At 38.3% G+C, this 13,522-nt stretch carries 10 protein-coding genes and 1 pseudogene; all 11 read left to right on the top strand.

The annotated features are described in order from the left end of the window. Window positions 1-176: 176 nt before the first annotated feature. The 11 genes and pseudogenes from QD47_RS09315 to QD47_RS09265 all read left to right on the top strand — a co-directional run bounded on the left by QD47_RS09315 (window position 177) and on the right by QD47_RS09265 (window position 13,369). Window positions 177-959 (top strand): SDR family NAD(P)-dependent oxidoreductase, encoded by a 783-nt coding sequence (locus QD47_RS09315; protein ID WP_044645867.1) that lies wholly within the window; start codon window positions 177-179, stop codon window positions 957-959. 286 nt (window positions 960-1,245) lie between these two features. Next, a complete protein-coding gene (locus QD47_RS09310; protein ID WP_044645866.1) occupies window positions 1,246-1,638 on the top strand; it encodes a hypothetical protein in 393 nt (130 codons plus the stop codon). A gap of 474 nt (window positions 1,639-2,112) precedes the next feature. After that, window positions 2,113-2,853 carry an SDR family oxidoreductase gene (locus QD47_RS09305; protein ID WP_044645865.1) on the top strand — a complete coding sequence of 247 codons (741 nt, stop codon included), beginning with the start codon at window positions 2,113-2,115 and terminating at the stop codon, window positions 2,851-2,853. 432 nt (window positions 2,854-3,285) lie between these two features. Beyond that, window positions 3,286-3,954, top strand: coding sequence for a hypothetical protein (locus QD47_RS33050; protein WP_235332225.1), 669 nt, complete (start codon window positions 3,286-3,288; stop codon window positions 3,952-3,954). After that, window positions 3,855-4,706 carry a GH32 C-terminal domain-containing protein gene (locus QD47_RS33045; RefSeq protein ID WP_235332231.1) on the top strand — a complete coding sequence of 284 codons (852 nt, stop codon included), beginning with the start codon at window positions 3,855-3,857 and terminating at the stop codon, window positions 4,704-4,706. The genes QD47_RS33050 and QD47_RS33045 overlap by 100 nt, the downstream gene beginning before the upstream one ends. Before the next feature lie 458 nt (window positions 4,707-5,164). Further along, window positions 5,165-5,911, top strand: coding sequence for a type I methionyl aminopeptidase (gene map, locus QD47_RS09295; RefSeq protein ID WP_044645864.1), 747 nt, complete (start codon window positions 5,165-5,167; stop codon window positions 5,909-5,911). 79 nt (window positions 5,912-5,990) lie between these two features. Beyond that, window positions 5,991-6,398, top strand: a pseudogene (locus QD47_RS09290) (tyrosine-type recombinase/integrase); the annotation flags it as partial. 1,778 nt (window positions 6,399-8,176) lie between these two features. Then, on the top strand, window positions 8,177-8,635 hold the full coding sequence (locus QD47_RS09285; protein WP_044645863.1) for a GIY-YIG nuclease family protein: 459 nt from the start codon (window positions 8,177-8,179) through the stop codon (window positions 8,633-8,635). Between the two features lie 640 nt (window positions 8,636-9,275). After that, a complete protein-coding gene (locus QD47_RS09280; RefSeq protein WP_044645862.1) occupies window positions 9,276-10,550 on the top strand; it encodes an AAA family ATPase in 1,275 nt (424 codons plus the stop codon). 349 nt (window positions 10,551-10,899) lie between these two features. Then, a complete protein-coding gene (locus QD47_RS09270; RefSeq protein WP_044645860.1) occupies window positions 10,900-11,838 on the top strand; it encodes a hypothetical protein in 939 nt (312 codons plus the stop codon). A gap of 1,018 nt (window positions 11,839-12,856) precedes the next feature. After that, complete coding sequence (locus QD47_RS09265) at window positions 12,857-13,369, top strand: toll/interleukin-1 receptor domain-containing protein (RefSeq protein ID WP_052646741.1); 513 nt, start codon at window positions 12,857-12,859, stop codon at window positions 13,367-13,369. Window positions 13,370-13,522 lie beyond the last annotated feature (153 nt).

Genomic DNA, 13,522 nt, shown 5'->3' with positions numbered 1-13,522 from the left:
TTGTAACAGGCGTAAATAATGGGAGTGGTTTTGAATTAGCCAGACAGCCAGTAATTACTGTATGAGTTGGGCAAGAAACCTGTAGCGAAGATGAGTTATGAAGTTATACAGATACATTGAATTGTTAATTAGTGATTACGGAACAAACTTATAATAATTAATTGAGGTGGATGAAAATGGGGAAAACTGTACTTATTACTGGCGCTTCGGGTGGAATTGGCAAAGAGTTGGCGGATCGTTTTGCCAAAGATGGCCACAATATGGTTCTCGTGGCAAGAAGTGAGGCTAAGCTTGTAGAATTGGCGAAAGGATATCGCGAAAGATACGGTGTTCATGTAAAGGTGTTCGCGAAGGATGTAACGTCACCGGGTGTGGCTGAAGATATTGCTGCCGAGCTTAAAAAGGAAGGAATCGCCGTCGACTATCTGGTCAATAATGCGGGCTTTGGCTTGTATGGGTCATTCTTGGAAACAGAGTTGGAACAAGAAATGAATATGATCGATGTCAATGTCAAGGCTTTAACGATTATGACGAAGTTGTTCTTGCCAGATATGGTCAAACGGCGCCAAGGGGGCGTGATGAATGTGGCTTCTGTAGCGGCTTTTTACCCAGGGCCTCTAATGGCAGTTTACTTCGCTACGAAGGCATACGTCCTTTCATTCACAGAGGCGCTGGAGAATGAACTGACTGGAACGGGAGTGACTGTAACGGCTCTATGTCCTGGCCCAACGGCAACTGGTTTCACCGATCGTTCGGACGTGGGATCTTCCAAGCTGTACCAAAGCGGTGTTATGGAGGTCGGAGTGGTGGCAGACGAGGCATATCGCGATTTCTTGCGTGGCAAGACACTCATCATTCCAGGAGCAATTCACCGTTTCATTACGTCCCTACCGCGGTTTTTACCTCGAAAAATGATGACAGGTCAGATCAGAGCTCGTACAGAGCATGTAGATCGTTAATCAAAATGGATGGAACAGATTGGACAAATCCATAACGTAGTGACAACAATTAACTAACAGTCAGTCAAGATACATCCAATGTTTGTCTCAGCAATACCCAACGTGAAACTGATCATATATCCGAATTCCGGACACGGATTCTATTTCAACACGTGAACGCTTTTGTGGAGCACGTTGAGTCGTTTCTTCATTAAGAACCGATGGGAATAAGGATATAGGATTTTATATATAGTTTACAAATTAAGTGTACCAAGTAGGATTTAGAACAAAAAAGGAGGCAAATCAAATGCTTTATTACGAATCTCCAGAGGCTCTAGTCTCATGGAACCAAGAGATAAAAACTGTTGTTATAGAATGGAAGGGGTTCGCTACACGAGACGAATACCAGATCCCTTTGAACAAAAGCTTAGAGTTATTAATCGCTAATAAGGCTACAAAGTCAATCGCGAATACATTGAAATTCTCAGCAATATCACCAGCTGACCAGCAATGGTTCTCTGAAGTTTGGTTTCCAAAGGCAGAAGAAGCTGGGTTGAAATACATGGCTTTAATTACTCCAGAAAAAGCAGTGGCTAGATCCATTTTAAAAAGACTGGATTCTGAGCTTGTAGGAAGCTACGTCACTGAAAACTTTGATTCTCTGGAAGAAGCTGTGCGATGGTTGGCTCAAACCAAATAAGGTTCCTGAAACATCTGTTGTGAAGCAATCCTTATTCATTCTCTGGCTAGAAGAGTTAAGCAAGACATTAGGTAGAAGTCTCAGCTAATAACATTGGAATCATATACTCGTGCTCTTGAATGTGTGCAGCGTTAGCACAGGAGGGTGAAAAAATTAATTATTTACTGATCGTTCCCAATATGCTATAGTATGGTCCGGAGGACAGAAGAAAGACGCAGAGAATACGATTTGAAGTGAACGTTGAAAAATAGACTTCGGGTCTGACCTAACCATAGTACTTATAGTGAAGCTACTGCGCAGGTCTCCATAATTAATGTATAAAAATTTTTTTGAGTAAATTAGAATCATTGTTCTCAAATCGCTCTTGCACGATTCGTTCTCCGCGATTACGAATGTGAAGTAGTGTATCAAAACGATTCTTGGGTTCAGCAGATAATGCCAATATATAAACTATAAACAAGGGAGATTTTCACAATGAAATTAACAGGAAACACGATTTTTATTACAGGCGGCGGTTCAGGTATTGGACGTGGATTAGCAGAAGCATTACATAAACTTGGAAACAAGGTTATCATCTCAGGAAGGAGTAAAGAGCGCCTAGAGGAGACCATCCAAGCGAATCCTGGCATGTCTGCAGTAGAGCTGAATATACAGGACCCTGCAAGCGTAAAATCAGTCGCCCAGCAGTTAATTGAAGAATATCCAGATCTGAATGTCTTGTTTAACAACGCAGGTATTTATATACCAGAAGATCCATCAGCTTTGGTTGACGAAGATGTCTTGGTATCGACAGTCACTACAAACTTGTTTGGGCCAATTCGTATGGCGTCAGCGTTGCTGGAACATTTGAAGTCTAAAGAGGAAGCTTTTATCATCAACACGACTTCGATCCTTGGATTCGTACCAGTGGCACAGGGGGCTATATATTCTGCGACAAAAGCAGCGCTTCATTCCTATACGCTAACCCAACGGTACATCCTTAAAGACACATCGGTGAAAGTACTAGAAATTGCGCCGCCATTGGTTCAAACGCAAATGATCAATTACGATCCGACTGCGATGCCACTTGCATCATTCATTGAAGAAACAATAAAGGTACTTGGTACAGATACGGACGAGGTTCTGGTGGAGGAAGCAAAAATGTATCGTAATAATCCAGGCCCGAACGAAAGCGTTCTTGTGAACCAGGTTAACGATATGATGTCTGGTCAATAATTCGTCTATTACACAATTTGTAAAACGCCAAAAACAAGTAGAAAAGGGATCAAGGCCTTTGATTCTTGGTGTCCCGAGACAAGAACATAGTACTATTCAAAGTCGCTAAATTAGCGACTTTTTTTGTTTGCATGCCCAGAGGCACGCATGATCTAGTTGGTGAAAGTCCAACCCAAGGAGGGGCCAAGCCACCTTGGTAGCTAGGATGCTTGCATATGGCGAAATCTGTATGTAAAAGCGCATCGACAAAAGTACCTGTCAGAGACAGGGCAAGCGACAATCCAGGCCGCAACATGAAGTGAATCCTGCCGCGTCGTCAAAAGGGCCCTGCGAAGGGAAAAAGAGGGGGCCGAGTCTCGAGATAATAAGGGACCATTATACGTTAGTGACAGAATCCGTTATCCGGAGTTGGGTACGGTATGGGAGCTGCCAGTGTTATTGCCGTTAGGCACGGATAGTAGGGGAAAGCAAAAATATATTTTCATGATTAATCCCCATGAAAAGCCGGAGCATGTCCCTCCAGCGAATGATGTACAAAGAGATGTTGAGGTCTTTTACTGGATCGGGACCTGGGACCGGGCTAACTTCAAATTTATTCCCGATCAGGAGGCGCCCTCCAAAATGGATGTAGGTGACGGCTATTTAACCGCAGAGAGCGGTCTAGTCACACCTGACGGAAGAACAGTCGTATTCTCCATGGTGCAAAATGTAAGAACACCACAAGCCGAATATCAATCTGGATGGGCTCATAATTTAGCTTTGCCGGTTTCCCTAAGCCTCGATAAGCATGATAAATTGCATATCCAACCGATTAAAGAATTGCAGAGCCTTCGAGGGAAAAAACGGGTTGATTTTTCGAACAAAAATTTAGCGAGCGCCAATCAATTGATCCAAAATGTCAAAGGCGACATGCTGGAGATTGTGATAGAGATTGGTCCGCGTGAGGCCAAGAAATTCGGTCTTAAGGTGCGACTTCGGAAAAAGGCCAAGAAGAGACGCTCATTTACTACGACAAGACGAACGGGACTTTCAATGTGGATCGTACCAAGAGCAGCATTGATCCGGATGTGCGTGTGGACGGCATTCAAGGAGGATATGTAGATCTTGCCGGAGAGAACTTGAAACTCCATATCTTCCTCGATCGCTCGGTCATTGAAGCCTTTGCAAATTATAAGAAAAAGCTGTCAACCCGCGTCTATGTAGGCAGATACGACTCCTTAGGCTTGCAGGTCTGGGCCGATGGCGATATTACTGTCAAGTCTATGCAAGTATGGGATATGAATGCCTTAACGGGTAAACCGGCTGTTCCGGCCCTTGTGCCTGATAACTGGGACAACTCCGTGTATAAGGATATTACAGATCTGCCTAACCATGATTTTGCTACAGGCGACTTAACAGGATGGAATACGGAAGGAGACGCCTTCCAGAATGTCCATGTGACCAACACCCGGTTATTCTGGGACACCATTTACTTCAACCCGTCGCATAAAATTCTGGGCGGCTACCATTTGTGGGGCTTCAACGAGCAAGCCGGCGGCGACAGCTTGACAGGAACACTAAGATCTCAAAATTTCGTCCTTGGTGGGAACGGCAAGATGAACTTCTTTATCAGCGGCGGCCGGGATATAGACCGTCTGTATGTTGCGCTGGTTCGGGCGTCGGACGGCAAAGAATTATTTAAAGAGACAGCGACCAATTATGAAGAATATCAACGGAAGATTTGGGATGCGTCGGATTATATCGGCGAGGAGCTTTACATTAAGGTGGTTGACCACTCCAAAGGCGGGTTTGGACATATTAACGTCGATGATTTCAACGTACCTGTTCAGGTAAAGAAGAAGACGAACAACTGACCTTGTCAATACAGAACGCCCGTGAGTCCTGCAGTCACTCCAAGCAAACCGAATAGTCAGAGCAGCTTGTCATTCGAAATGGCAAAGGAGAACGGCAGGTACTTGTAAAACGAAGCTGAATCAATTTTATTTGGATGGGAGATAAAAATTATTTAATTTAATGATTCGGTGTAGCAAATGACGTGATTTATAACTCTGGGATTAAAACAAATAAACAACAAAAGCCTATAATCCGTAGACGTTTCCCGTATTCGCACAGGCTTGGTGAGTGCACATTAATGAAGAAATAATGACTTCTAACCTTAGTCAGAGAAAGGTTTCATGTTATTGTTTAATATTCAGCTGAAGGGTATGCCTTTTTTGCTATTCGAGAAAGAGGTTCGATAAATGAATATTCTATTTTGTGTTAAAATAAATTTGTGTTAAATTAAATTCATATGGAAAATGGAGGGGCTTTTATGACAATAGGATCACAAAACGATATTGATGGTCTGAAGGAAATTGGCAAAATCGTTGCATTGACGATTAGTGAAATGAAACGTCACGCACGTGTAGGAATTACGACAAAGGAACTGGATGATATTGGAGGGCAGTTTTTGAAAAGGCATGGGGCTGTGTCGGCACCTAAGACAACTTACAATTTCCCTGGCAACACATGTATTAGTATTAACCACGAAGTTGCCCACGGAATACCGGGAAATCGAATCATTCAACCGGGCGATTTAATAAACATCGATGTTTCTGCAGAATTGGGGGGCTATTATGCGGATGCGGGACATTCTTTTCCGATACCTCCATACGAGCCATCATTAATGCGTCTGTGTCAATACACACACAATACAATGATGAAAGTAATCTCTTCACTTAAGCATGGAGTAAAATTGAACGAAATCGGAAGGATTATTGAAATCGAGGCTAAAAAAGGCGGCTATAATGTAATTAAGAATCTGTGTAGCCACGGTATTGGAAAATCTCTGCACGAGACCCCACAAGATATTCTACCCGTTTATAACAAGCACGATAAACGGGTATTGAAAGAGGGCTTGGTAATTACAATCGAGCCCTTTTTATCTACAGGTGCAGGGTATGTCGTTGAGCAAACGGATGGATGGACTTTATGTGTACCCGACAATAGCTTTGTGGCACAACATGAGCATACCATAATAGTTACAAAGAATCAGCCAATAATCGTGACTGCAGTATAGACCATCAGAATGAATCCGTTTTTTTTGTGTTGGTTGCGCTAATGGATAACGTTAGTTTAAAAACACCGGCAGTCTGGACATTCGTAAAGGAGGTAAGGAGCATTATGTGTACTTTAGTGATCATGAGCTGTATGACATTAAAGAATATATAAGAATTATGGATCAAAGATATAAGCCTATTTCAAAAGTAGTAGCCTTATTTATAGCTGCTCCTGTAGGAAGAAAAGGAGGAACACGTAGACTTTCTCAAAGATCCATTGAAAAGTTAATTGAAAAATATGCCAATTTATATGGTAAACCATCCTTGACAGTTCATGCTTTGAGGCATTCGTTTGCAACTCGATACCATAAGGCAAACAACGATGTCCCGAAACTGAAAGATCAATTAGGACATTCATCAGTACAAACGACTATGATATATACGCATTTAACAGATGAGGATCTGAGAACAGCAGTTAACAAAATGGATGAAAATATTATGCAATAACTTTATCTTCAATTGTTAACTGATGATATCTTAATGAAGATAAAGTTATTGCATATAAGATAGAGGGAAATGGTTTATGCAATAACTTTATCTTCAATTTTTGCTTATGCAGTAACTTTTAGTTCACTAAATAAGGTTTACTTCAACGGACATACATGTTGGGTGATAAGAACATTATCTCATTAATTGCTGCGAAAATCGCGGCTTTTTTATTTTATGGGATAAAGTTCTTGTCAAAACCAAATGACAAGAACTTTATCCTATTACCGATTTTGACAAGAATATTATCCCATTCCCAACGAACCAATCATCGAAGGTTTATATTTTAACAGCTTTTTTGTTTATCGGTACAAGTTAGTGTCCGGAGTCGACAACAAAAACTTGTACCAGTTAACTCAACAAATATGAATTCATAGCCGCCTGAATTTTTGCCGGTTATCATTAAGTGCCGCGGCATAAGAACATTGTACCATTGCCGATTAGATAGGTATTTAAAGGGGAATTGGTTGGTCTTTTGTGTATGACTGGAATCCTAGAGGCAGATTTAGGGGTAATCAATGAAGTCTTTATTGGTCGGAAAATACGACATTATTGTGGCCTAATTTGAAGGCGGGATACGCTAAATCTTCATTCAATGTCAACACAAAGAATGCGCTGTTGTATCAAGAAATGGAGGCATGAGCTAAAATCGGTGGCATATATATCCGGGTCTGGTGATCCTTCCGAACCCGACACGGTGGCTTGCTGGGAATATTGATGTACTTTCCTTCTTTGCGAAACGTTACATTGAGTATTATCATTTAAAGAACGAGGAGTCGTCCTGGGTTAACAAGTACGATTATCCGTATCAAAAGCGAAGATGCTAAATGTCATATTAAATCAATGACGTTATACACACCTCAAGCAGTGCGATGATGGTCATGAGTAACTAAATTTTGTTTACTGGCACAAGTGCTTGTCCCGAGCTGAGGACAAGCACTTGTATTAATTGCCGAAAGGCACAAGAACATGCTTAGCGATCCTGCAAGCAGAAGTCCAAATATGTAGACCTTGCATCCCTAGGACACCTGCAACGACAGTGGTAGATCGGCACATTATGTAAGCTGCGGTTAAACGGTAAGTCATTTCATGCGCTAAAATGTCCCAAGCTCGTATTATTCATGGCACGTGCAGACGGCAAGGAACCAGTTTACCAGCGGAAACATGAACAGCCTGGCCAGAACCTTAGCGCGGTTCAATTCCGCAACGTGACTTAATAAAAAAATATGGAATCTATAAAAAAGTATTTATAATGTAAATGAATATAACCACCTTAAAAAAACTATCGATCTTGAACATTCTAATAGCTTCTATACATACTGGTTGATTGATAAAGTAACAGGATAAAAAATCAAAGAAAGTGGGCCTATGAGTATGAAAACATTATATATGGTTTTTCTTGGGGTAGTTCTAAAAAAGGAGATTTAGCTTGAATCATCTTTAATTATGTATCTTTATAGGTTAAAGATTTTGGGAAAGCGGATCGCCCTTTTTGTTTACTCGCGCCGCCATGTTCCACAGATCAATTGTCCAGTGACGAATGACATCAACTTCAATTGTTAAAACTCCATTTTTACTTCCTAAAGAACAAGTATATAGAAATTTCAAACGGCTATTAGTAAGATAATGTAACTAAGACATTGATCTAAAAATTTCATTGTTGACTTAAATAGATACAAATATTCCTTCCTTTGGTGGTCTGCGTTTTGAATAATAGAAAAAAATGAGGTGCTGTTCTCATGAAAAAATGGTACAACGATCGCATCAACGACCGTTATATATACGCATTGCTTGGCTCGCTATCCGAAATTTCAGGAGTCTATATTGGGCAAACAACCAATGTGGAGCGCCGATTTGCACAGCATTTAAAATATAGCTCTAATGCTTGGGTGAAGGAACAAATCGCAAGTGGAAGCCCACCAAAGCTCGTCATACTTGAAAAGGCTCGAACGAGCCAATATGAAGCCTATCAACTTGAAGTGGTTTGGATTCGGGTAGCTTTACGGCAAGGCTTCACGATTCATAATTCAAAAGCTGATTTTCAAGCCGCAAGGAGATTATGGGAGCAACTGAAACCTCTCGCAAAAACAAGACAGATGCCGAGATTAAATCAAACAAACGATTTCCAAATGAGGGAGGATTCGAATGTGCTTGAACACCTTCACCACAGCTGGATTCGACTGATAGGTGAGAGTTAAAAAGGCGAAGCAGTATCACCGTCACTTATCGTTCGGACAATCACTGATTCGAACAAGCGTATCTTTAGCTGGGCTTCAGAGTCTCTTACAATAGAGACAGTGGGGGCGAGGTAGGGGGTAACTCTGGAAACCCGTATTCTTGAATGTTTTCACAAAGTCTACGGCTTCCTCGAATTCATCCAAGTGAAACAATAATTTCATTCACTGAGACCAATTGCAACCGAATTACCTGGAATAATTATAATAACTATTTAATGATTGCAGGCACGGTATGCTTTCGTTTAATCATATTCGACACTCAACATTTGAGAAACATCAACGTCGACATTTCTTCTGGTGACATGAACTAAGTGGAAAAATTCTTTTTAATGTGTACAGAGTGTATGAATTCATTAAAGAAAATCTCTGGTATGAGGATTACTAAACAATGAAGAGTAGTGGAATTAGTATTTGCCAAATTTAGCATACTTTGTTAATAGAACTGTGATAATTTTCGCGTGTCATTCAGTGGTGACTCTTTGTTTATTTATCATATAATAAAGTGAGCATTTAATTACAAGTAGAAATTAAAACAATAATAAATATCTAAATTCATACAACAATAACTGGAAGTGTATATTTTGAAAAGAGAGATATCTTAATGTTAATTAATGAAGTCTATATTGGAAAATATAAAAAAATAAAAGAATTTAATCTTAAATTTTTGAAGATGAACAATTCAAATTTCAATTTGTCTGTACTAATCGGTGAAAATGGGACTGCTAAAACGACAATACTGCAGGCAATCACTAATTTACTGTCCAACTCCAGAGAGAAATATAAGATCCTTGATGCTCATATGAAATATGAACTAAGTTCGGGCGAACAGCATCTGTTGACTACAATTGATATACCTGAGCAACTACCAAGTAAACTAATTATTTCGTCCTATACACCAATAGAGAGAGTATATATGCAAGCAAAAAATTCGAAAGCCCCCCACTGTCCAATTATTTATTCTGAAATGGGATTAAGTAAATTGAAATACATAATTAAAGAATATGTTTCTAAATATTCACATAAAATGAATGATATTGTATATTTCATTGGTTATCGTCCCCACCAATACTATCTTGAGTTCAGTGCGGGTTTTACAGTTAATCGTTTTAGGGAAAACTTGTTTAATGGGAAGTATGATGCAGCTTTGGAAGTTGTTTTGCCTAACTTAGATCAAAATTTAAGTATTAGTGAATTAATTGATGATTACGATTATAAAATTGGAAGATATGATGGTAGTTCAAAAAATCTTAGAAAATTCGTGTCTCATTATATGCAAGAACTTTTTAAAGAAGGTACATATTACGAAAACAAATCTATCTTCTCAACATCTGAGTTAGAACGTGTGCTAGTAGAATATCTGTATGTAAGCTTGAAAATTAAAGTTTTTTCAAGTTATTTCTCAAAAACTCGAGAGACGTATTATAAGGGTGAAACTCGGAAACTAGTACATTCTAATGATGAGACTAATTATTTTGAAGGTGAATCCAAATTTTATAACGATTTAGATTTTTTAGGAATGTTCGATAGGTATCCGATCTCTGATTTGTGGTTTTCTCCTAGGTCAGATGATTCTGATATTATTCCATTATCCTATTGGAGCTCCGGTGAACTAAGTTTATTCCTAAGATTAATTGAAATAGTTCACTCCGTTTCGGAAAATTCAGTCTTATTAATAGATGAACCAGAAACACATTTACATCCAAAGTGGATTAATGGTTATATTAACATATTAAAAGATATAATCGATGTTAATTGCCATGTAATTATTGCTACTCACGCACCATTAATCGTTTCTGATGTGCCGAAAGAAAACATTATTTTATTGAGAAAACAAGGATCTACAATCTATCAAGAGATATTGAAGAGAAAACAATAGGTCTAGAATACGAGGAAATTTTGAAGAAAATATTTAATGTAGAAGAGAAGAATGGTACTATTCTAGAAAGTTATGAGAAGAAAATCTTACAATGTATTGACAATAATGATATTAAATCAGCTATTGAATTATATGATCAATTGGGCGATAGTCCAACAAAATTTCAGTTGTTTTTGAAATTGAAAAAAATATACGAAACAAGGATGAATACTGACTAAATATGTATAAAATTATAAAAAACATAAATTTTTAAAAGCCGTATCATGATTTTATGTGTACCCTATTAAGAGCGATAAGAATCTCTACAAGGGAAAATTCCCATTATACTCGCGATGAGTTGAAAGCAAATATGACTTCAATTAATCCAAATGTAAGGGATGTTCTTAACAGGGGAGTACTTCTTGATAAACTCTATAGATTGAAAGATTGTCCTGTGGATTTATGTAAGGAATATGGAAAATTTGCGAGTAGATATAAATCTATACTGAATGGGAAGTGGAGTGGGGGATCTAAATTAACGGATGCTGCCTCTGAAGAATTTAGAGAGATACTCATTTTTTTGTATGAAAGCTTACTGAAATATAAAACTTTTAATAATGCATTTTTCACTACGTCTAAGTCTCTGGATGATTTTAGAGCAATGATGTCACTTAATCAAGTTTGTCCATATTGCGATATTACCAAAATAAACAAAGATATAGTGTCTGTAGATCACCTTTTACCGAAAGGTAGTTTTCCGGTATTGTCTATTTTTCCAGATAATCTCATTGTGGTTTGTAAAGCATGTAATGAAGTTATTAAAGGAGAGACAATATATCTTCCAATAGCTCATCCTTACTATGAAGAAGTATCTCGTCACTTTACTTTTGTTATTAAAGAGAACAATAACAATAAATTTACGATAGAAATTGCTACAAATAGTAAAAATTCAAAACTGATTAATCAGAAAATTTATAATTTTATAAAACTATTCAAAATTATAGATAGATATGAAAAGTATATGACTGCAGAATTACAAGATTACCGAACTGCAGTACGAAAAAGTGCAATAGCTGAACTTAACGGTGTAGCCCAATTCAGATCTATAACTCGTAATGACATTGAAAATTGTACCCGAAAATATTTTCAGGAGGCTATTCTAGACAACACAAAATTAAAAAGAGCGGTGGATGGTTCAAAAATCAAGAATGACTACATAAATCAAATTATTAAGGAGAATGCTTATCAGAATGACATAGAATATATAGAATCTCACTTTTTTGGTTTTGTGACATCAAAGTATGAGTAGGAACATATGAATTGGAATTGTTTTTTAATTAAAGAACCAGTTGAAAATGCAATACTACTTAACGAAAATCAACTTTTTTGAAAAGCTGACACTGCAATATAGCTCTCTGTCAGCTTTTTCTCAATTTCTATAGGTTATTAGGCATTCACTCTAATTTGTAACCTTTCAATCAATATTCTGTCAGGAATGAGCCTATTTGAAGCATTTCACTCTATCCGAGCTACTTTGGCTAATACAGGCATACCAGAGGTGGTTGTTATGATGTTTTTCTACTTCTTACTTTTGTTAATTCCATTGCAGCAATTGATGATGAATACCGACGTCTGGTCAAAAGAAGGTGCAATTAGCAGGTCACCAGATAAGGGTAGGAAAAACCCGTTTAGTTCGGTCTTCATTTGATGACCGTATCGGAGAAATTCCACTGAATAAATACTTAGCTTTTTACTAATCAAAAACAGAAACATTTAATGAATTGCTGAATTGATTGGCAGAGACTCCATTAGAAAAAAGCCGTAGAGCTAGATATTAGATGAACAATCCTCCGAAGCAAGTGAAAAATTATGATATTGTTAGAAGCAATAAATGCAAAATAGGATAGATTGTAACAAATGAGATCGCCATTCAATGTTAAAGGATGGCGTTTTTGTATGTGAAAGTTCAAGCTTAGTTCTCATAATTATGTACTATCAGAATAGTTTCCAGTGTACACCCTGCCCCCCTGTATTCAAGCGGTTATGAGCGTTTAGACTTCCCCACCACCCAGTGCCTAATAAATGCGTTTTTATCGAAATCGGGCAGTTAACCCTCCTCCCGCCCAACCTTCTACTAAAGCGGCTCTTTCACAGAAAATTTCAACCATGTTTTAGTTACTGGTTTCTTGTCTCTTAATACTTTTGCCCTGTTAGCATTTATTTGATTCGTAGATAATGGCTATGATAATAAGACTAAGAATATTGGAAAAAATATGTAGACTTTGGTAGTGGTTATTAGTAGAATAGTCCTAAAAGGGGAGAGGTAAATGTCGTATTTGACGTTCAACAAACTTAATAGTATGCCGCAGACAATTCAAAAATCACTTAATGGAAACACTCAATTTAATAAACAATACACTGTTTTTCTTTCGCATCGTCATACAGATAAAGAAGCTGTGAAAAAAGCAGTAGGTTTTTTGGCACAATTTGGCCAGAAAACCTATATTGATTGGCTTGACCACAGTATGCCTAGTAGAACATCTTCAGAAACGGCTGATAAATTGAAAAATAGGATTACTAAGTCCAATAAATTTGTTTTGTTAGCTACTCCCAAAAGTCTTGAATCAATTTGGATTCCTTGGGAGCTGGGGATTGCTGATGGCGTAAAGGGATTGGAGAGAATTGCTATTCTCCCGCTAGTAAATAACGATACCAATTGGGATGAAAGAGAATACTATGGTCTATATAATTACATTGAACAAGTTTCTGATGGTCGGTGGGGAGTTTTTAAGCAAGGAGAGTCAACAGGAGTTCCTTTAGAGAGCTGGTTTGAGGTCTAAACGAGGGGGAAAGTCATATGGATAGAGACGTTGCTGAGTTTCTGAAAACTTACAAAATAGCCATTGAAGATTCTACTGCCGCCATATTTGCTGGTGCGGGTTTATCTAAACCCGCTGGGTTTGTAAATTGGAAAGAGTTGCTTCGAGATATAG

It is taken from the genome of Paenibacillus terrae (genome assembly GCF_000943545.1).
In the GTDB taxonomy this organism is placed as follows: Bacteria; Bacillota; Bacilli; order Paenibacillales; family Paenibacillaceae; genus Paenibacillus; species Paenibacillus terrae_A.
This window is presented reverse-complemented; position numbering and strand designations above follow the sequence as displayed.